The organism is Streptomyces populi (assembly GCF_002911015.1).
GTDB classification, from domain to species: domain Bacteria; phylum Actinomycetota; class Actinomycetes; order Streptomycetales; family Streptomycetaceae; genus Streptomyces; species Streptomyces populi.
The window spans coordinates 1-21,823 of record NZ_KZ626925.1 but is presented as its reverse complement, the minus strand read 5'-3'; the positions used below and the strand labels follow the sequence as shown (position 1 = coordinate 21,823).

12 protein-coding genes and 2 pseudogenes are annotated in these 21,823 nt (G+C 65.5%); 8 read left to right on the top strand and 6 right to left on the bottom strand.

The features are described from left to right. Window positions 1-658: 658 nt before the first annotated feature. Complete coding sequence (locus CW362_RS31605) at window positions 659-1,582, bottom strand: immunity 49 family protein (RefSeq protein ID WP_240658133.1); 924 nt, start codon at window positions 1,580-1,582, stop codon at window positions 659-661. 436 nt (window positions 1,583-2,018) lie between these two features. On the opposite strand from CW362_RS31605, the gene CW362_RS31600 reads away from it, so the two are divergent. Both CW362_RS31600 and CW362_RS31595 read left to right on the top strand, forming a co-directional pair. Then, a complete protein-coding gene (locus CW362_RS31600) occupies window positions 2,019-2,543 on the top strand; it encodes a lamin tail domain-containing protein (RefSeq protein ID WP_103553026.1) in 525 nt (174 codons plus the stop codon). 242 nt (window positions 2,544-2,785) lie between these two features. Then, a complete protein-coding gene (locus CW362_RS31595) occupies window positions 2,786-3,775 on the top strand; it encodes an ornithine cyclodeaminase family protein (RefSeq protein ID WP_103553025.1) in 990 nt (329 codons plus the stop codon). Between the two features lie 384 nt (window positions 3,776-4,159). Here the strand turns inward: CW362_RS31595 and CW362_RS31590 are convergent, their stop codons facing one another. The 3 genes from CW362_RS31590 to CW362_RS44135 form a co-directional block, all read right to left on the bottom strand. Continuing rightward, a complete protein-coding gene (locus CW362_RS31590; RefSeq protein WP_103553024.1) occupies window positions 4,160-4,918 on the bottom strand; it encodes a MerR family transcriptional regulator in 759 nt (252 codons plus the stop codon). A 252-nt stretch (window positions 4,919-5,170) separates the two neighbouring features. Next, window positions 5,171-5,440 (bottom strand): hypothetical protein, encoded by a 270-nt coding sequence (locus CW362_RS44910; protein ID WP_240658132.1) that lies wholly within the window; start codon window positions 5,438-5,440, stop codon window positions 5,171-5,173. 532 nt (window positions 5,441-5,972) lie between these two features. After that, complete coding sequence (locus CW362_RS44135; protein WP_206301108.1) at window positions 5,973-6,497, bottom strand: hypothetical protein; 525 nt, start codon at window positions 6,495-6,497, stop codon at window positions 5,973-5,975. Window positions 6,498-7,031: 534 nt separating this feature from the next. Here CW362_RS44135 and CW362_RS31575 point away from each other — a divergent pair. From CW362_RS31575 to CW362_RS31550, 6 genes and pseudogenes are all read left to right on the top strand, one after another. Beyond that, window positions 7,032-7,427 carry a hypothetical protein gene (locus tag CW362_RS31575; protein ID WP_103553022.1) on the top strand — a complete coding sequence of 132 codons (396 nt, stop codon included), beginning with the start codon at window positions 7,032-7,034 and terminating at the stop codon, window positions 7,425-7,427. Between the two features lie 519 nt (window positions 7,428-7,946). After that, window positions 7,947-8,216, top strand: coding sequence for a hypothetical protein (locus CW362_RS31570; RefSeq protein ID WP_206301107.1), 270 nt, complete (start codon window positions 7,947-7,949; stop codon window positions 8,214-8,216). A gap of 798 nt (window positions 8,217-9,014) precedes the next feature. Then, on the top strand, window positions 9,015-12,557 hold the full coding sequence (locus tag CW362_RS31565) for a LamG domain-containing protein (protein WP_240658131.1): 3,543 nt from the start codon (window positions 9,015-9,017) through the stop codon (window positions 12,555-12,557). Window positions 12,558-12,710: 153 nt separating this feature from the next. Beyond that, complete coding sequence (locus CW362_RS31560; RefSeq protein ID WP_103553020.1) at window positions 12,711-19,145, top strand: polymorphic toxin type 28 domain-containing protein; 6,435 nt, start codon at window positions 12,711-12,713, stop codon at window positions 19,143-19,145. A gap of 13 nt (window positions 19,146-19,158) precedes the next feature. After that, a complete protein-coding gene (locus CW362_RS31555) occupies window positions 19,159-19,752 on the top strand; it encodes a hypothetical protein (protein WP_103553019.1) in 594 nt (197 codons plus the stop codon). A gap of 260 nt (window positions 19,753-20,012) precedes the next feature. Next, window positions 20,013-20,777 (top strand): annotated as a pseudogene (locus tag CW362_RS31550) (IS5 family transposase). Between the two features lie 2 nt (window positions 20,778-20,779). Here CW362_RS31550 and CW362_RS31545 read toward each other — a convergent pair. Further along, a complete protein-coding gene (locus CW362_RS31545; protein ID WP_103553018.1) occupies window positions 20,780-21,151 on the bottom strand; it encodes a hypothetical protein in 372 nt (123 codons plus the stop codon). Window positions 21,152-21,713: 562 nt separating this feature from the next. Beyond that, window positions 21,714-21,823: pseudogene (locus CW362_RS31540) on the bottom strand (IS5/IS1182 family transposase); the annotation flags it as partial.

Genomic DNA, 21,823 nt, shown 5'->3' with positions numbered 1-21,823 from the left:
TGGCTTCCCAACCTGAAGCGTGCCAAGGGCCTAGCTCCCAGGCGAACCTGAGAGGAGAAGTACGTGACAGTACCTCAGTGTGTGGATTCCCCGGGTGACGGCCCTGTACACGGTGCGCAGCGGTGGCACGTAATCGTGATCACTGTGACGATCACAGTGATTGTGCTGGCATGCGCTGGCGTGAGCCCCGACTGGCTCTCGGGCACCGCTGCTCTTGTCGGAGTGATGACGGGTTCCGTTCAGCACCGCTAAGGCCAATAGCCCGCACGAAGCGCGGTGACGGCCCCGTTCAACTCTTGGCGAGGGGCCGTCACCTCCTGAGCGCGTGCGCAGGCACACTCCTTGCGGCCTCAAAACGGGAGATCGGGAGGGCGGTCACTGCGCCGGACCCCCACTTCATCCCGGAGCGGTCCAACACACGGAAGTCCCCACGCCTGCGGCGGCGCAGACACCCACAGCCGGCGTGGCCCAGCGGTGACGGTGCCGCTGGACCACGCGCTCCCACCTCAGCGGCGAATGCGGACCTGGACGGTGCCGCCGGCCGCAGCCGCTGCGGCTCCGAGCCCGATCACCGGGGCCAAGCGTTTGCTGTGCCCAGTGAGAGTGAGCACGATGACCGCGAGAATCCTGCCCAGCACGAACAGGACGCTCGGACCGTTTACTGCTGCGGGGCGCTCAGCAGCGCTTCGGGCAGGTAGGCGGATCGGGTGCCCAACTGCCAGCCGTGCGCGAGACCGGCGAGGGCTGCCAGCGTGACGGCACCCAGCGGCAGCAGGCTCCGGGCAGCCGGGTCGGCGCCGACGCTCTCGCGGTGCGCCACGAGCCGTTCCTCAAGGGCCTGCTCGAACGCCGCCTGGTCATCGTCGAGAAGGACGCGCAACAGTCGCTGGTCCGGCGACAGCGTCCCGGCCCCGTCGAGCTGCCCGGCGCTGCGTGCCCGCTCGGCGGGATCCGGCTTGGCCAGCGGCACCGGGCCGGGCAGCGCGCCGGGATAGGGCCCCTGGACGACGGTCAGATAGCCGCACAGCGCGTCCATCTCCGCGAGGTCGGCCGGGGCGGACACCGACTCCCGCTTCGAGTACGGAACACCCTCACGGATGGCGGGCGCATAGTCCTCGCACAGCAGAGGACCGATCACCCGGTCCCGCTCCCAGATCAGTCCGCTGATCACGGACCAGGCGAACGCCTCGGTCCACGTCCGCGCCGAGGTCACCGGGCCGGCCGGCTCCCACTCCTCCTCGTAGTGCAGCTCCTCACTCGTGAGCGTCTTCGTCACGAGCGGGAGGGGTACCGAAAAATCGCCGTCGGGGAAGCACGCCAGGCTCAGCACACCCATGGCGCACTCCGCGACGGTGATCAGCGCGGCGCGCGAATCGGGCGTACCCAGGGCGGGGTCGGGCACGGTACGCGCGGCGACGTGCTCGGCCAGTTCCTCCCCGAGTTCCCTCAGTCCTTGCCGCAGCGGCATGTCGCCGTACCGCATCGTGTGCCACCGGCCGAACGCCCGGCTCCCCATGTCCGCAAGGGCTTGTTCGATCCGCTGTTCTGCGACTGCGTGACGCGTTATTTCCCTGATGGTCATGCCCGCCATCCTTGCAGCGCCTACCGGCAGTGCGGTCCCCATTCCTCGTCCTGCGGACCCGGGGAAGTGCCCGCCGGAAGGGCGTCGTTCGGAACCCGCTGACTGTGCAGAGGGGGCGTTACTCACTTTCGGGTGACGGCCGGGCATGTGGTGGGGTGGCGGTGCCTGGCGGGCGGCGCCTGCTGGCCAACCGTCGCAAGGCCGCCGGGACCAGGTCTGCGTCAACTTCACGCACCAGCGAAATGGATGGCCATCGCAGCCAAGTGTCACGGCGGTGCGGTTGGTCGGTAACGCCCTGCGGATCGCGTTCACATCTCAGCGGCCCGACGGGCCGGGTGTGAATGCGTGGCCGGCCGGCCGCCACCCGCACACCGCACAATCCGGCACCCGCCAGGGTGTTTTGGGGCTGTGCCCGCACGATGCAGGGGGATTTGCGATGACCGTCTCCACGACCACCCGCCGTCTGACCGCCACCGTCCTGAGCGCCGCGGCCGTCACCGCGGCGATCGCGGTCCCGGCATCCGCCGATCCGCGCCCGCACCGCCAGAGCGTGGAGATCAGCCGGGTGCAGTACGACTCCCCGGGCCGTGACGACCGCTCCAACCGGTCCCTGAACCAGGAATGGGTGGAGATCACCAACAACGGCCGCCACGGCGTGAACCTGGACGGCTGGACCCTCTCGGACGCGGATGGCCACACCTACACCTTCGACCACTACCGCCTGAGCGGCCGTGCAACCGTCCGCATCCACACAGGCGTCGGCCGCGACAGCCGCACCGACCTGTTCCAGGACCGCCGCGCCTACGTGTGGAACAACGACCGCGACCGGGCCACCCTGCGCAACGACCACGGCCGCTTCATCGACGCCCACCTCCTGGAACCGCGGCCGCATCCACCGCTGACCGAACCCGAACTGCCACCGCTCGCCTGGGACTGCTCCTCGCCGGGCGAGCGATGGTGAAACCGGGATGGGGCCGGACCGATCACCTGCGGCCCGGCCCCACCGTTTTGTCTGCCCACCCCGCAGCGGCAGTTTCGCTCGCGAAGGCCCGCTTGTCGGTGCACATGCCGGTGTGCTCAGGCGCGTATGGATGAACGTGCTCAGGAAGGACTGTGTGTCGTGGCGGAGTGACGGAAGGCTGGGGTTGACCCTGGGGCTGTGCGGTCGCCGGTTGGACGACCGGCATCGGGAGGCTGAAGCGCATGCTTGTTCTGAGTCGCTCGCAGGTCGAGTCCCTGCTCGACATGGACGCGCTGATCGATGCCCTGGCCTCGGCGATGGCAGACCTCAGTGCGGGCCGCGCCTCCGTACCCGACCGCGTCGCCGCCCAGGTGCCGGCACGCGAGGGATTCCTGGCGGCCATGCCGGGCTTCCTACCGTCGGCCAAGGTGCTCATGACCAAACTGGTGTCCCTCTTCCCGCACAACGACGGGGCACGGCTGCCTACGCATCAGGCGCTGATCGTGGCGTTCGATCCGGACACCGGCGAGCCCATTGCCGTGCTGGACGGTACGGCCATCACCGCGGCGCGGACCGGCGCCTGCTCCGCGCTCTCGGCGCGGCTGCTGGCCCGCGAGGACGCGACGGTGCTGGCGGTGCTGGGCACCGGTGTGCAGGCCCGTTCCCACGCCCGTGCGATCTGCCGGGTCCGGCCGATCCGGCAGATTCGCGTGGCCGGCCGGGACTCGGTGAAAGCCGTCGCCCTGGCCGAGGAACTCTCAGGAGTGCTGGAGGCCGAAGTCCGGGCCGTGTCCGGCTACGCCGAGGCGCTCGAGGGCGCGGACATCGCCGCCGCGACGACGCACACTGTCGAACCCGTGATCCGCCGCCCCTGGCTGACGCCCGGGGTGCACATCACGTCCGTGGGGTACAACCCGGTCGGCCGCGAGGTCGACGACGCCACGGTCGCCGAGGCACTGGTGTGCGTCGAATCGCGCCAGGCCGTGCTCGCCCCGCCCCCTGCGGGCAGCAACGACCTGCTCACCCCGATCCGCGACGGCCTCATCACAGCCGATCACGTGCACGCCGAACTGGGTGAACTCATCGTCGGCAGCAAGCCGGGGCGCACCGCGCCGGACCAGATCACCCTCTACAAGTCGGTCGGCGTGGCCGTACAGGACGCCGCGGCCACGGCCCTGGTCATCATGTCCGCCCGCGAGCAGTCGATCGGCGAGGAGATCACGCTGCGGTGATGCCGCTGCCGGCGCATGATCGTCCCACCGTGCGGCAGCCGGATCGGCAGCGCGCGGCACACCGGCCGGGATTCGCCGGTACCAGGCTGAGCACGTAGATGCGTGCGCAGATTCCGTTCCGGAAGCGGGCTGGGGGGCTCCGCCGCTACTGACTGCTCTGTTCAGCAAAGAGGCCCGTCACCCCTTTGGCTTTGTTCACGACTTCCGACAGCGGTTGCTCAACTCGCCGGGAGGCGGACTCCCGTGAAGGAAGTCGTTGTTCATGAGAACGGGCAGCACCCGGTTGAGGTGGCGGCCGCCGGCCCCGGGATCGAACATCGTCGGCCTGACGTGACGCGGTACAGCCGCCATCGTCGGCACCCTCGATGGCGGCTGCGTTGTGGTTCAGTTCAGCCGGGTGGTGGCGTAGGCCACTATGGCGTCGCGTTGGTACACGGCGAGCCCCGGCGTGATGGCCTCGTATGCGGCGCGCCAGGTCTCGTTGTCGACGATGGAGCGTGCAAGGACCCGGTAGTCCTCGGCGGAGACCGCGCGCAGTTCGGTCAGGGCCTGGTACTGGGCGTCGATCTCGGCCTGGACGGGGACGGCCTCGGCCGGGTGGCCCGCGGCCATGAGTTCGGCCAGATGGATCATCTGCGCCGTGCGCTCACGGTGCGCGGCGTCGGCGTCGGTCTGGCTCATCGTGGCGGCGCGTTGTCCGACCTCTCGGGCGAGTTCGGGGTGGTCGCGCATGTTGTCCTCGTAGTGGGCGGGCGTCACGCCCTCGAAGAGGTTCTCCGGGCGGTTGATGGTCATGGGGCGGTCGTCCTTCCTGGACTGCTCCAGTTCGGCGATCGTGCGGGAGACGGTGCCGGCCAGGACGTCGATCCGGTTCCGCTCCGCGAGGAGGCGCCGGTGGTGACTTCGCAGGGCGTCCACCTCGTCGACCTGCTCGGACAGGATCCGGCCGATCTCCGGCAGCCCGACGCCCAGCGCCCGCAGTACGAGGATCTGCTGGAGTTGCAGGAGCTGGCGTTCCCCGTAGTAGCGGTGACCGTTGGTGCCGATCCGGGCCGGCGGCAACAGGCCGGTCTCGTCGTAGTGGCGCAGTGTCCGGGCGGTCACGCCCGACATCCGGGCCACCTCCGCGATCGGCCAGTCCATCACCACTCCTGCACGTATGTGTCGCCGGGCCGGTCGCTCCGGCCCTGGTCATGACGGTAGAAGCTGCCGCAGCGGCAACTTCAACCCCGAAACCCAGAGTCCTCGTAATCGAACGGACACGACGGTCCACCCCACGGCGGCACAGCCTCCGCCCGCTGTCGAAACTCGGTTGTGGCACAGATCTTGGGGAGCGGTCGCGGAGGGTGACCATGCTGCTGACCGGGGCGCCTTTGCTGTGTCAAGCGGGTTCGATCACTCAGCAGCCGGTGCTGTGGAGCGCAGGCGCTTGATCGTCCGCAGGATCTCGGTGCGGTTCTTCGCCGCTTTCAGCCAGGTGGGCAGCCGCTCGACGAGACTCATCGGGGCCCAGGGCACAAGCTCTCCGCGCTCACGCAGCCTGGCCTGCACGTAGGCTTTCAGCAGATCGAGATGGCGCAGGTTGTAGGCCCACAGCACGCTTCCGCAGCAGCTTGCCTGCAGCCAGACCGGTCGCTGGAAGCAGGGATCGACGGGGCTGCCCACGACGGCGGAGTCGGCCTTCCGATCCTTGGAGAAGCCGCACCCCGTGCACCGTAGCCGCCGGTGGAGAAGTCGGCTCCCGGCGCCGACGGCGTTCTCGTCTGCGGGGATCCCGGGGTGGGGCGTGACAGTGGCGCACCCGTCACACCGAGGACACCGGACGAGTACTTCGTTGAGGAAGTCATATCCGTCCTTGCGTTCGCGTCGATCCCGGAACCGGTTGCCGGACGCCTCTGCGTTCCCATTCACTTGATCAGCCTGCCAGAACCCGATCTCACTGCGCGACAGGTGTCATCTTCCTCGCCGTAGACGCCGGCGGACTGCTGCCTACGCGGCAAGGAGCCCTTGGGCTGAAACGGGGCAACTGCGACTATCCTCTGTGACTGCTCCCCAAGATCTGTGACACAACCAAGATCAAGCGGCAGCTCTATGGGCGCGCCGGATTCGAACTTTTGCGCAAGATGATCCTGCTTCAGTGACCCTCCGCGATTGCCACCTCAGATGTTGCACCAGAGACGCCTTCTGACCCCACCCGTCAGAAGCGCGGCCCGACAGTGGGGTGCGAGACCAAGGCGCAGGCCGCGATCTGCAGTTGCGCCTTCCATGCCGCCTCGTCGAGCCCCAGCGTGTACTCGATGCAGCACGCGCATGGCGGGAGTAGCGCCACGAAGGCATGCTCCTCAGCGGTCTCGACCTCTATTTCCGCCCACTCGTCCGATGTCAACTCGGCGAGATCCACCTTCCCGGCGGTGAATCGCATGGCCAGCCTGCTCAGCGCGTATCGCCGGGCCAGGTGATGATCGGGCAGAGTGATCCCCAATTCGTCGAGAGCCTGCTCAAAAGTGTCGCGAATATCCTGGGGGTCCGCATGATGCTGCAGGCCGGCGAGCTCGCACAGGGTCGGCGTGTCCATTCCCATTGCGAGCGCCTGGGCAGCGGTCATCGGTAGGTCTTCCAGACACACCTGATCCGCCTGATACAGCCACGCTGCCTCCACCAGGGGCGGATACACGCTGCGGACAGGACTGTCAGGTTCAGATGTGTCGTCTATCGCTGCCATGGTTCATACGATGCCAGCACGGCTCGCGAGAGCGCCTGGAAATTTGGACTGTCCCGGCAAACCACCCTCGGCCGACCCACCTCATGCTGTTGCCCTCGCGACACTCCGCGACCGCTCCCCAAGATCTGTGCCAGAACCCCATTCTCGTGTCCAGGGCCACGGGGATCATCCCCGCGCACGCGGGGATGATCGATGGTCCCAGGTCGGTTCCTTGCGGCAGGAGCGCGGAGATCTGCTCTCCGCCACGCACGGAGATGGTCCCAATCCCACGGACTGTCCGCCAGTGCACTCGCGTCCGCAACCTTCGTCCCAGCCCGCGGGCTCCCTGCCATCACTAGGGAGATGACTGATGAGTAGTGGAGGTGGGCCGCCGCGGCGGCCACCTCAGAGAATGCGTCAAGGGTTGCGTCAAGTCGACGCGGTGCGCGGTGCTCGTGTACAGGGCGGTCGGGCTTTCGGCCGTTGCGTGTGGGGGAGTTCGGGTACCCGGCTGTAACGAGTCGACAGAAACCCACGGACAAGCAGGGGAGCGACATGACGAAGACGAAGGCAGCCGGCACTACGCACCCGAAGGCCGCGTCGGCGGCCGGCCGGGCCGCCAAGGGTGGCAAGACGAAGAGCAGCAGGACGGCTGCCGCGAGCGCGCTGTCCCAGACCTCCGGTAAGGCGGGCACCGCGGATGCGAAGACGACCGGGTCCGGGTCTGCATCCGCTGCGGGCAGGACCGTAGGGGCCAAGAAGCGGACGAAGTCCGAGAAGAAGGCGGCGGCCAGCGCTCTGGCCCAGTCCCCGGCCGCATCGAAGCGCAGGCCCGGCAAGAAGGTCCTCACCGCCGCCGCCAAGGTGCTGGCCGACAAGAAGTCGACCAAGGCGGAGCGTTCGGAAGCGGCGAGCACACTTGCGCAGGCCGCAGCACACGCGCTGAAGTAGCCGGTGCGGTCGCGTCCTTCGGGACGTGGCAGATGCGGACGGGGCGCGCGCCGCCGCTACGGCGTGAGAGGAGCGTGCCGTGCCCCGACCGGGCCGGCCCTCGTCGGCCCGGTCAGGGCCCCGCTACTTCTTTGTTGCACCGAAGCAGAAGGTATGCGACCAGCGCTATCACGCCGACGGCGAGCAGTGCGATGCGGTTGTTCCGTACGGGCTCGGGTGCCTTGTCCTTCCAGATCCTGCCCGGCATGTTTGGCCTTGGCCCTGACCTGTTCGGTGGCAGCCCCCGCCTTCTCGTTGACTGCGTCAGGCAGCGGTAGTTGCCGCAGACGAAGAACACCATTCGGAGCCGTCACTGGTTCAGGCACCATCCGCGCGGTATCGACGCCGTTGCGGCCGTGACGAAGGCCGCTGGCACGGCCCGTGAGCGTGTGCCGAGTACCTGCTCGCGGTACGGCTGGAGCAGCTGCGTGAACTCGCCGCGCGCCCGCTGGACAGTGGCCTGATTAGGGTAGTGATCGTATGACCGAGCTGAGCGGCGTCGACCTCGTGCGCCAGGCCCTGGTCGTGGCCCGGGAAGCGGCAAAGAAGAACGGCACCACTCAAATGAAGAAGCCAAAGCGGCACACCGGCATGGCTCTGCGGCGTGACAGGCGCGAGTCGCTCAGGCTCGGCGCAGCGATCGGCCTGATGATGACCGAGCGCAGCATGATCGCCCCGGCCGCCGGCGTAAGCGCCTCGCCCGGGGAGCATCCCGCGCGGGCGGGGAGCAGCTGCCGAAGACGTTCATGACCATCTTCCCCGCGTGACCATCCCTAAATCGGGATCAGGGAGAAGCCGGATTCCTCCAACAGCCTCCGCAGGCGGGCGAGAGCGTGATTGCCTGGCCTCCCGACCCTATGTCTCAGATGCAGCCTGCCAACCTTGGCGATCACCGCCGTCGTCCGGCGGCCATTTCCTCGGCGTCGACGGCCTCGAGCCGGTCGGGCGGATCGAGCGTGCTGGCCTGGATCCACCGTTACGGTTCTGCGGAACCAGGCCTTCCTGGCCAGTAAGGCGATGTCGGCCTGTTTGATTTCAGCCAATTGATCGCTTGGGAAGGTGTGCCCTTCGGGCTCGGCCCGTGTCCGATCTGACGGTCTTGAGTACTGCTCGCCATCCGGGAGGTCCGGTTGGGGGGGCGGGATGATATAGCCACGTAGAGGGGGGTGATCGAGGTGCCGTCCATCAGAGGCGTTTTTGCCGATGGCTCACCAGTCCAGCTCAAGCACCCTGCTTCTAGGGCGAGTTCAAGCCATTGTGATACGTGACACGGTTGACCTAAATGATCATTGATCGCATGCTCTCCGCAGTTTCTTGTTAAGGAAAATTTAAGAAAACGGGTGGGGTGTGCTTTCACGAGAACGTCGGCACCGCTGGCGTCAAACGATGTGGAGCGGGTCGATAGCCGTCACGCTTCTAGCGTGTACGGTCTCGGTGGCCGAGGCTGGGGCGGCTTTGGCACTCACCGATGGCAGGGTGGCCACGACTGCGGCTGACGGGACTGCGCAGTCAGAGGCAAGTGCTCGTGCGGCCAAGACCGGTGAGCGGGTGGCCGTGGATGCGGCGACTACCAAGTCATCTCAGGTTTTCGCCAACCCGGACGGCACCTTCACGCAGGAGATGAACGCGGCCCCGGTCCGTGCCCGTAAGGAGGACGGCACGTGGGCTCCCATCGACACCACCCTGGTGAGCGAAGCGGGCGGCACCGTGCGGGCGGAGAACACCACGGCCGGCCTCACCTTCTCGGGTGGCGGCACCGGTGACGCTCTTGTCACGCTGAAGGACAAAGGGCACTCGCTGGAACTGGGCTGGCCCACCACACTTCCCAAGCCCCAGCTCGACGGCGACACTGCCACCTACGCCGGAGTCCTCCCGGACGTGGACCTGAAGCTGTCCGCGCTGAGTTCCGGCTACACCTCGGTGCTCGTGGTCAAGACCGCTGAGGCGGCAAAGAACCCGGCGCTCGCGACGATCAGGATGACGGTGTCAGGTCACGGCCTGGACATCGCCCCGACAGCTGACGGCGGTTTCGTCGCGCGTGACAGCGACGGCACCCCGGTCTTCGAGAGCCCGACAGGGCGGATGTGGGACTCGGCCGGTGACCACCCGGCCGCCACTGCCGCTCCTGCCCATGTCACCACTCAGCTCGCCCGCACCGCTTCTTCGGCAGCGGCGGAGACCGAGCCGGCGACAGAGAAGACTCCGCTGCCTGCCGCCGGTGGTGAGCCGACTCCGTTGGAGGGCCCCGGCAGCGGTGATGCTGCAGTCGAGCTCCCGCTCAAGGTCAGCAGGACCACTCTTGAGATCACGCCCGATCCGGCCCTGCTCCACGGGCAGGACACCGTCTTCCCCCTCTACATCGACCCACCGACCAAGGGCATAACCCTGGGCGACTGGACGGCTCTGGCCTCCAACGGCACCAAGTACTGGAAGTTCGACGGGGACAAGGGCGTGGGGCGCTGCTCCAACTACGCCGGCTACCTCTGTTCGAACGACCCGTACACCCAGCGCATGTACTTCGAGTACCCCCTGTCGTCGATCCACGGCAAAAAGGTCCTGGACGCGACGATGGAGGTGTACCAGGAGTGGACGTTCTCCTGTGATCCGCACTGGTACGACCTGAGCCGCGTGGACAAGGGCATCTCCTCCAGCACCACCTGGTCGTCCCGCCCCACCGGGGTGGACCTGATGGGCGACCGGAACGTCGCCTACGGGCGGGGCAGTCTGTGCAGCCCGTCCCAGCCGGCGAACTGGGTGCGCTTCAGCGACAACGTGGGCGAGGAGACGAACGAAAACCTGACGACGACGCTCGCGTCCTACGCCGCGAACAAGGCGCCGCAGATCACCTTCTCGCTGACCGCACACGACGAGTCCGACGCGGGCGCCTGGGCACGGTTCCGCAACGACGCCAAGCTGTCGGTGACGTACATCTCCTACCCGGGCAAGCCGACCTCCTACGGTGTGCAGCAGGGCACCACCGGGCGCGCCTGCAACGCCTCCACGCTGCCGTTCGCCACCAGTGACACCACGCCGAAGATGCTGGCCACGGTTCAGTCGTCCGACGGCTCCAACGCGCAACTGCGCGCCCTGTTCGAGGTGTGGAAGGCCGACGGCTCCAGCCGTACCTGGTACGCGGCCTCGCCGGACAGCACCTGGGTGGCCGACAACGCCGCCCGCACCGCATCCTCCAGCGCGCTGCTGGCGCAGACGGACTACCGGATGCGGGTCAAGACGCAGGCGTACTACAAGACGGACCGGGGCGCCACCGGCGTACTCGACTCGGCCTGGTCATCCTGGTGCTACTTCCGAGTCGACACCGACTCGCCGCCGCCCCCGGTAGTGACCAGCCAGGACGGCACCTACAAGCCGGCCGAGACCGACCCGGCCGCAGGCGGGGTGGGAACGGCGGGCAAGTTCACCTTCACCCCCGCGGACACCAATCCCACCACGCCCGGGATCCAGTCCGACGTGGTGACCTACAAGTGGAAGCTGAACAGCGGCGCCATTTCGCCCCCGATCACCGTGGCCAAGGGTGCGCCCACCACCCAGCCGATCACGCCGAACCAAGCCGGCGAGAACACCATCCAGGTCTGGGGCTACGACGCGGCCAACCACAGCTCGCTTACCGGCTACTACAGCTTCCTGGTGAAGGGTGCCGAAAAGCCCTCGGGGATCTGGCACCTGGACAACAATCTCACTGATTCCACCACCGCGACCCAGCACCCGCTGACCTCCTCGGGGGCCACCTGGGACACCCTGGCCCGCAGCGGTTCCGGCGCGGCGAAGCTCAACGGCACGACCGCCTACCTGTCCACCTCCGGCGCGGTGCTCGACACCACCAAGTCCTTCACCGTCTCGGCCTGGGCACGCCTGGAGAAGAAGGACGCCAACTACACCGTCCTGTCGCAGGCGGGCACGAACGCCTCCGGATTCCAGCTGTACTACTCCAGCACCTACAACGCCTGGATCTTCAACCGTCACCAGACGGATGTCGCCGATCCCGCGATCACCCGCTCGATCGGCATCAAGCCCCCGGTCCTGAAAGCCTGGACTCACCTGGCGGGCGTCTACGACGCTGCGGCACAGACGATTCAGCTCTACGTCAATGGCGTCCCGCAGGGCAATCCGGTGGCCTTCACAGCCACCCCGTGGAAAGCGTCCGGCGGATTGCAGGTCGGCCGGCTGTGGCACGCTGCGACTGGCAAGGAGAACTTCGCCGGAACCATTGACGAGGTCAAGGTCTGGTCCCGTGCTCTCGCAGACACCGAGGTCACCCACGACGCCTGGCTGGAGGACGAGGACCTCAGCGACGGTACCGCCGGCGACCCGGTCCCGGCGCTCGTTGCCAAGTGGGACGCCACGGACATGGCCAACGCGACCGGCACCACGATCACCGACACCAGTGGCTTCAGCCGGAACCTGACCCTCAACGGAGCCGCGCTCACCAAGGTCACCACCGGTGACCCTGATACCGGCGAAGAGGTCACGACCACGCAGGCGATGTCCCTGAACGGCACCAGCGCCTATGCCACGGCCACCGGTCCGGTCGTTGACGACTCCGGTTCGTTCACCGCGACCGCCTGGGTGACGCTGGACCCCGCCAAGCTCGCCGACACCAGCAAGGCGTACGCGGTGCAGGTGTTCGGCCAGTCGGGCACAACCCAGTCCTCCTGGGGCATCTGGTACGACCAGCCGGCCGGCAGCACCCAGGGACGGTGGATGTTCGGCCGCCCCGACAAGGACGGCACCGGAGCAGTCTGGACCAAGAGCGAGTCCACCGCGCTCACCACGGCCAAACTGGGCGTCCCGGTCATGCTGACGGTCGTCTACGACGCCCAGATAGCCGACCCGGATGACACCTCCAAGCTCGGCGCGCTCAAGCTCTACGTCGACAGCGCCCTGATGGGCGATGAGGACGGGGTGCCGTACACAGCCCCCTGGCAGGGCGGCGGAGCGTTCGAGATCGGCCGGGCAAAGATCAACGGCGCCGGTGCGCGCTACTTCCCCGGAACGATCGACAGCGTTCGTATCTGGGCCGGAGCTACCTCTACCGACACGATCGCTGACCGGCGTAACGCCGAACAGCGGTAGCAACGAGGGCGGGGCAGGAGGGGCCAGCCCCCGTCCTGTCCCGCCCTGTCTCATCGCGAGCGAGGCGCTCTGCTTCCGCTCTCGTCCTTCTCCGAACTACTGGGAAAAACAGTGTCCTCAACACCCTTCCGCAAACGTCCACCAGGTGCGCTCGTGCGCCGCTGGTTGGGCCGTAGCGGAGTCGTCATCTCCCTCTCACTTCTACCCCAGATCATTATTCCCTCGGGGTACGACTTCGCAGCCCAGGCCCAGTCCTCTGCGCACCGCAAGCTGGAGGGCCAGCCTGCCGCGAAGATCGACAAAGTTGGTGTATTCAAGGCCGTCAAGTCCAGAGCGCCGAAGGACAAGGCCGCCCCCGCGGTACCGCAAACCCGCGATCGGCTCAAGCGCGCCGCCTGGCCGAAGGCCGGCCGAACCACCGTCGAAGTCCCGGCGACCGGCAAGACGTCCGTCAACGTCGGCGGCCTCAGCGTCAAGCTCGCGCAAGTGCCAACAGTGCCCAAAGCCAAGGCCAAGACCGCAGCAAAAAAGAAGGCAGTGGCCACCGGCCCGGCCGAGCGAATAGCAATCGCTGTCCAGGACCGTCCTGCCGCGCGGAAGGCTGGCGTCAACGGAGTCCTGTTCAGTGTCAAGGCGTCGCCAGCGGCGTCCAGCAACAGCGACACGGACAAGCTCCGCATCGTGCTGAACTACTCATCCTTCAAGGATGTCTACGGCGGAAACTTCGGCCCGCGATTGCGCCTGGTAGCACTCCCCGCATGCGCGCTGACATTCCCAGGCAAAAAGACCTGCCGTATCCAAAGCCCCGTGTCAGGTGCGAACAACGATGCAGCGTCCCAGACCCTGACCGGTACGGTCTCTGCCCACACCCTCGCGGCCGGAACTTCGATGCTGTTGGCCGCGGTGGCTGGAGACGCGGGAAGCGGAGGCGACTACAGCGCCACTCCACTGTCCCCGACCGCGACCTGGGAGGCCGGAGGCAGCACCGGTGACTTCAACTGGGACTACCCGCTGCGCGTACCCCCTGCGACAGCCGGGCCCTCCCCGAAGCTGTCGATCTCTTACAACTCTGGCTCCGTGGATGGCCGCACGGCCGGGGAAAACAGCCAGACTTCGGTGATCGGTGAAGGCTTCTCCATCACCGAGTCCTACATCGAGCGCAAGTACAGCTCGTGCAAGGACGATGGCCACTCCGGCAAGGGTGATCAATGTTGGAAGTACGCCAACGCCACCCTGGTCCTCAACGGCAAGGCCGTCGAACTGGTCAATACCTGTTCTGGCAAGACGGCCTGCGACACTGCCGCCCTTTCCCAAGCCTCCGGCGGCTCATGGAAGGTGAAGAACGAAGATGGTAGCCGCGTCGAGCATCTGACCGGAGCTACTGGCAACGGGGACGACAACACCGAGTACTGGAAAGTTACTGATACTTCTGGCACTCAGTATTTTTTCGGCAAGCATCGGCTGCCCGGTTGGAGCGACAAGGGCACCACTGACACTGCCGACGACGACCCGGTTACCAACTCGGTCTGGACCGTGCCGATCTTCGGCGACGACGCTGGCGAGCCCTGCTACAAGTCCACCGGCTTCGCCGACTCCTCCTGTGCTCAAGCCTGGCGGTGGAACCTCGACTATGTCGTGGACACACATGGCAACGCATCGACGTACTGGTACGGCCAGGAAACGAACTACTACTCCAAGAATGCCGACACCACGGTCAACGGCACCGGCTATACCCGCGGTGGCTATCTCAACCGTATTGGCTACGGCCAACGCAGCGACCTTCTCTTTACCAAGCCCGCAGCGCAACAGGTCAGTTTCACCTATGCCGAGCGCTGCGTTGTCTCTGGCGGCTGTTCCAGTCTGACGTCGGCTACCAAGGCAAACTGGCCGGACGTTCCCTTTGATATGATCTGCGCGGCCAGCACCAAGTGCACCACCCAGATCGGCCCGTCCTTCTTCACTCGCAAGCGCCTCACCGATGTATCCACCTCCGTCTGGACCGGCAGTGGGACATCTCGACGCGATGTGGACGCCTGGCACCTGGACCAAAGCTTCCCTGACACGGGCGATGCGTCCTCCGCAAGCCTCTGGCTGAAGTCCATCCAGAACACGGGCAAGGCCAACTCCACGGAGGCCTTCACGGCACCAGTCGTCTTTGGCGGTATTCAGCTGTCCAACCACGTCGAGGGCAGCGGCCCGGACACCCTGCGCTACATCAAGTGGCGCGTGCGCACCATCAAGTCCGAGACCGGCTCGACACTCACCGTCAACTACTCCGACCCTGATTGCATATGGGGCTCGAGCATGCCGGCGGACGTCGACAAGAACACTCGCCGATGCTTCCCCGTCAAGTGGTCTCAGTCCGGCGCGAGCCCGGTAACCGACTGGTTCCACAAGTACGTGGTGACCTCCCTGATACAGGCGGATCCCTACGGCCACAGCGACGACGGGGGACAGTACTACGACTACCAGGGCGGTGCCGGCTGGGGCTACGCCGACGATGAGGGTTTGACCAAGGCCAGCAATCGCACATGGTCCCAGTGGCGCGGCTACGGCAAGGTCGTAGAGACCTCCGGTGACTCAGAAGGCCCCCGCGGCAAGAAGTCCACTCTCTACATGCGTGGCCTGAACGGGGAGAAGGAGCTAGACGGGACCGCCCGCGTGGAGAAGGTCACTGATTCCACCGGCACCGCTATCGACGACTCACGCCAATACGCCGGTTTCGTCCGCGAAACCATCATCTACAACGGCAGCGACGAAGTTAGCAGCACCATCGACACCCCCTGGTCACACAAGACCGGAAGCCACACATACAGCTGGGGCAGCACCGACTCCTGGATCGTCCAGCCGGGACAGAGCTCCACCCGGAGTAAGACCAGCACAGGCACCCGCACGGTCGTCACCAAAACCACCTACGACACGACGTACGGATTGCCCCTCACGTTCGAGGACCTCGGCGACTTGGCCAAGTCCGGCGATGAGACCTGCACGAGTAAGACTTACGCACGCAACACCACCGACTGGATCGTTGACGCTGTCTCCCGGGCAGAAACCTATGCCGTTGCCTGCTCGGTGACTCCGGTCCTGCCACGGGACGCGATCAGCGATTCCACCAATGCATTCGACAAGCAGGCCGTCGGCATCGCACCGACCAAGGGCGACGTAACTTCCACGTACAGACTCGCTGACTACGACACCGACAAAAAGCCGGTCTATGCGAAGGAAGGCTCGGCAACGTACGACCGGTTCGGTCGGCCGCTGTCAGCCACCGACGCCACGAACCAGACCACCTCGACCACGTACGTGCCCGACGACACTGGTTACGGGCCGCTGACCCAGACGACCTCGACCGACCCCAAGCTCTACAACACGGTTACAGACATGGACCCGGCGTGGGGCGTCGCGACGAAGGTAACCGACGTCAACGGCAACATCACCGAGTGGTCATTCGACGCCATGGGCCGCCTCAATGCCCTCTGGAAGCCGGACCGTTCTCGCGGCCTCGGCGATGCTGCGAGCCTCGTCTACGCGTATAGCGTCAACCAGGACAAGGAGACCTGGGTCCGGACCGGCAGCCTTAAGTCGGACGGCACCACGTACATCTACTCCTACGAGATCTTTGACTCGCTGCTGCGCTCCCGCCAGCAGCAGATGCCCGCGCCAGACGGCGGTCGGGTGATCACCGAGACCCTCTATGACGATCGCGGACAGCCGTATCTCGTCAACGAGCAGGTCCACGACAAGGTCGCTCCCGAGGGAACGCTCGCCAACACATTCCCAGGTTATGTCCCCGCCTCCACCGAGACCGTCTTCGACGGTGCTGGACGATCCACTGGCACTATTTTCCGGATCAACGACCAGGAAAAATGGCGGACAAGCCTGAGCAACGACGGTGACCGGACGGCCGTCACGGCTGCAGCCGGTGGCACCGGCACTCTGACCATCACCGACGCCCAAGGCAGGATCACCGAGCGTCGCGAGTACGACGGCCCGTCCCCGACAGGAACCAACTACACGCGGACGCTCTACACCTATACGCCCGCTGGCCTGATCGACACGATGACTGGTCCCGACAATGCGGTCTGGGACTACGGCTACGACTTGAGGGGGCGTCAGACCGAGGTCGTCGACCCCGACAAGGGGAAGATCAGCACCACTTACGATGACAACAACCGCCCGCTGACCGTCACCGCCACTGTGGACGGCGTCGCCAAGACCCTGATCACCGGGTACGACGAACTCGGTCGCAAGACTGGCAGTTGGGAGGACGTGAAGGACAGCGCCCACCAGCTGACCAAGTTCACGTATGACAGTCTCGCTAAGGGACTACCCACCGCCGCCATCCGCTACGTCGGCGGCACCACCGGGAAAATCTACTCTCAAGCCGTGACTGGCTATGACAGTCTCGGTCGCCCCAAGGGCAACAAGACCGTCATCGCCGCATCTGACCCACTCGTAGTGGCGGGCGCTCCGCAGACATACACCTCCTCGGTGGTGTACAACATCGACGGCACTCTTCAGAGCACCTCAATGCCGGCGGTGGGTAGCCTGCCGGCCGAAACCGTCAGGCGCTCCTACAACGATCTCGGCATGCTTAGCGCTACCAACGGCATGACGGACTACGTCCGTGCCATGGGCTACACGCCGTTCGGTGAGATCGAAGAGACGAGGCTCGGAACTTCCAGCAGTGCCAAGCAATTCCAGATACTCAACCGCTATGAGGACGGCACTCGACGACTGCTGAATACGCATACGGCTGACGAGACCAACAGCAGTCGTGCCGCCGATGTGGACTATGTCTACGACGTTTCTGGGAACGTCAAGTCCATCACAGACAAGGCGAACGGCACCGATTCTCAGTGCTTTGCCTACGACGGCTACCGACGGCTGACCGACGCGTGGACTCCGTCGTCCAACGATTGTGAAACCGCCCGGTCGGCTAGCACTCTGGGAGGCCCAGCCCCGTACTGGACCAGTTGGAGCTACAAGGTAGGCGGCCTGCGGGACACTCAGACCGAGCACCGTTCCACTGGCGACGTCCGTACCGACTACTCATACCCGCCCGTCAACGCCAAGGGGGGCGGCCAGCCCCATACCCTGACCTCGACCACCGTCGACGGAAAGGTGTCGTCGTATCAGTACGATGACCAGGGCAACACGCGTCAACGCCCCGGATCATCAGACGCCACCCAATCGTTGACTTGGGACATCGAGGGCGAACTTACACACCTCGTTGAGAGCGGCAAGTCAACCGACTACCTCTACGACGCATACGGCAGCCTGCTGGTCCGCCGTAGCCCGAGCAGCACGGTCCTGTACCTGGACGCTCAGGAACTGCGCTACGACACGGCGGCCAAGAAGTTCAGCGGCCTGCGGTATTACGTGGCCGGTGACGTGACCGCAGTCCGCACACAGACATCGCTCTCGTGGATGGTCGACGACCACCACGGCACTGCCTCAATGGCCGTGGACGCCACCACCCAGCAAGTAACCCGACGCTACACAAGGCCGTTCGGCGATTCCCGCGGTCCTGCGACAACCTCCTGGCCAGACGACAAGGGCTTTCTGGGCAAGGCAGCTGATGCCGAGACCGGACTCACGCACATCGGTGCACGTGAGTACGACCCGTCGATCGGCCGCTTCCTCTCTGCCGACCCAGTCCTGGCCACGGACGATCACGAGTCAATCAACGGCTACGCATACGCCAACAACACCCCGGTCACCCTGTCCGACCCCTCCGGCTTGCGGCCGATAACGCAATGCGAGTACGGCTGCAGCGACGGCCACGGTGGCACCTACCGGGACCACATGGCTCCGCGTAGCAACGGGACCTGGGAGTACCAGTCGACCCAGAAAACCCACTACAACTATCCCGATGGCTCGTCCCTGACTCTGACCGTCAACACGCGCGGCACTCACGTGTCGTACCAGGTCAGCTTCAAGACCGGGCCGCGCCCGCTGCCGGCAGTGAAGATTGGTGGAGACAGTCCATCAACCGCGACGCCCAGCCCCAGTCCTGGTATGGCGCCGGACCCTGACTACGAGGGAGATGCCTCCGGGCCGTCATGGGGCATAGCCGGTGAGATCGCTCTTATGGCCTGCGGCTGGGTGCCCGTTGCCGGAGCTGGGTGCGACGCTGCGGACCTGGGGCGTTCCGCGGTGGACAAGGATGCCGTCGGAGTCTCACTCGGGGCTGCCGGATTCATTCCCCTCGCTGGCGACGCGGCCAAACTGCCCAAGCAGCTCGACCACATAGCTGACGCGATGAAGTTGGCGAAGAAGGCTGTCTCCACGCCCTTCTCAGCCAAACTTGACAACCTCATGGAACATCTGAAAATGGATGACCTCACTGGGGCTGCTCGAGAGCTGAAGGGGGAGGTGGTCAAGTGGAAGTCCCCCGGTGTTCCATGGGATCATGTCCACGAGGTGCGGGATGCTCAGAACTCCCTTCTCAAACAAATCAAGGCCATCAACAAGAGGCTTTCCCATCCCAATACGGGTGGCGCCGAGCGAGAACTCCTTGTCGCAGACCTGGGGCGGGCCAGCAGGATGCTGGACTTCTCCGAGCAGTTCGTCCCTAGGGGGTGAGTGAAGAATGTCAATGACGCGTGACGAATACGTGCGCGAACTGATTGCGCGAGCGAAAGACGGCGCCATTCCACAGTCAGAGGTGAAGGAGATTACTCAAGTCATCTCCCAGGGCGCGGCCGGGCACGACCTGTACCGGCTCTTGTACGCGGTGGCTCGCGCAGGCGGACCGGCGTACGAGAACCTGGTGGCTGGCTATCTGATCTACCCGCAGAATCCGGAAGTCTCAGCGCTCGCTGTTCAGGTACTCACAGGCCACTGGAGGGTGGGCGCGAAGTACCAGAGGCAGATCCTCGAGCTGCTCGGCTCCCCCGACTGGGACATAAGTGACGATGCATTCCTCGCTGCGATCTCGGGGGCAGGAGAGATCCTTCACGACGGGTTCGACGCGGAGCTCCTCCACTCCCTGCTGAATCTCGCCGAAGAAGGCCGAGGTGAGTACGATGACGATCTCATGCAGCGTCTCGCTGTAGAAGCCATCGCCCGCGCACTCGGCCTCAGCCAGGCCGAGTCGATGAAACCGCCCGCGAATATGACTCGTCTGGAGTGGTCTCGGAGGCTCTTGCGTACCGCGCGCGACCGGCTTGAGTCTGCATCGCAGACCTGAGTGCGTTAGCGGCAGTTGGCGGGCCTTGGACGGGAGAGATGCGTTCAAGGTCTGACCGACCTCGAGATCTGTAATGTACGGCGGCCCCGATCGAAGAATTCCGATCGGGGCCTCCTCTTCTGATCTGGCCAAGCTGGCACCGGAGCGCCCTGAGCCCATTCCAACCTCACTTGCCAGGCGGGCGGTTGGGCTGACAGACAGATGAAGCCCCTGGTAGATGGGTTTTCGACCAAGAGAACCATCTCCACCAGAGGCTTCGCATGCTTGTCTACCCGTCCGGCGTCGACGTGTCCAGTTCTGCCTTGCGCTTCCTCGCCGCCCGACTGAGAGAACACCGCCGCGCTCTCGGAACCCGATGGCGGCGCCTGAACGCAGGACGGCAGGCCCTGCTCACCCTCGCCCACCTGCGCAACGGCCAGCCCTACGCCCAACTCGCGACCGGATTCGAGATCGGCACCACCACCGCCTACCGATACATCACCGAGGCCGTCAACCTCCTGGCCGCCCTCGCCCCCACCCTCACCGAAGCCGCATGAGCGGCGTCGACGAAGGCGTACGTGATCCTGGACGGGACGCTCCTGCCCATCGACCGAATCGCCGCCGACCGCCCGTTCTACTCGGGCAAACACAAGAAGCACGGCATGAACGTGCAGGTCATAGCCGATCCGAAGGGACGTCTGATGTGGGCTTCACCAGCCCTGGCCGGTGCCGTCCACGACGTCCGGGCCGCGCGCGAGCACGGCATCATCGAGGCACTCGCCGCGGCCGGCATCAGCTGCTGGGCAGACAAGGGCTACCAGGGCGCAGGCGGCACGATCCGTCTGCCTTACCGCGGCCGATGGGACAGCCTCTCCACCGGTCAGCAGGCCGTCAACCGGTCCCATGTAAAGATCCGCGCCCTGGTCGAGCAGGCCATCGCCACACTCAAGTCCTGGCGCCTCCTGCGCAAACTCCGCTGCTCGACGACCCGGATCACCAGCCTCGTCCAAGCCGTCCTGGTCCTCCAGCTCGCTGCCACGGGCTGAGATCAACCCGCAGCATTCACCAAGGCCGTCAATTCGGCTTCCGTCGTCCCGGCCCGCAGACGGACGTCGAAGGTGTAACCCTCATCGCAGAACACCAGTTCAAGGTGCGTGGGTGTCAGCCTGCGGAAGACGATCGCCAACCAGATCGCGTCTTCCTCCCAGACGTCCATGTACAGGCAGGTGCCCTCCTCGTGCAGATACGCCTCACCAGGACCGTTCTCCGTCTCGAACTGCCATATGAGGCTGCGCACTTCGCTGCGGAGCGTCGAGTCGATCTCGACCCTGGGCCACCGGGCACGGATCGCGTCGGTCAGCGCATCGCGATCGATGCGCCATCCGCCCACATCACCCTCGACCACCACCAAGAACGTCATAGCCAGGGTCTACCAGACGCCCGTGACACACCGCCGATCGGCCGTCGTCTGAAGTTGGAATGGGCTCACTGCGTCGAGTCACGAGTCTCACGTCCGGTGAACTTGATCCCATTGACGCGGTACGTGATTTGGGTCAGGCGGATAGCTACGGTGCCGGATCGAGTCGGCAACTCCACGACATTTCCGACTTCAAGGCTTTCGGCGAGCACGATGACAGGCATAAGACCTTTGGGCTCTCCATGCTGGCTCAGTTGAGGCTGTACAGCAGCGGAGTACAGCAACCACCGCGACCGTAGTCAACTGGTATCGATCCCAGATGCCCAAGTGACCGGCCCAGCAGACTTCAACAACCAGCCTGCCCATAGTTCGGGACGAAGAGGTCGTGGGTTCAAATCCCGCCACCCCGACAGCTGAAACACCAGGTCAGGGCGGGTTCTCCTTCACGGAGAACCGGCCCTGACTCGTTTCTCGGGGCCTCTGGGGAGTGGATGGGGAGTGGATCAAGGAATTTCACTCCCCGAGCTTCATCCTCGGCGCGCTCTCAACAAGGCATTGAGCGTTTTCAGCGTTGCTTCTCCAGGGTGAGGACGGCTTTGGTGATGACGCTCATGCGGTTGGGGCTGATGCGGGATCTGCGGAAGATCTGCCAGGACTTCAGCCGTGCCATGCCTC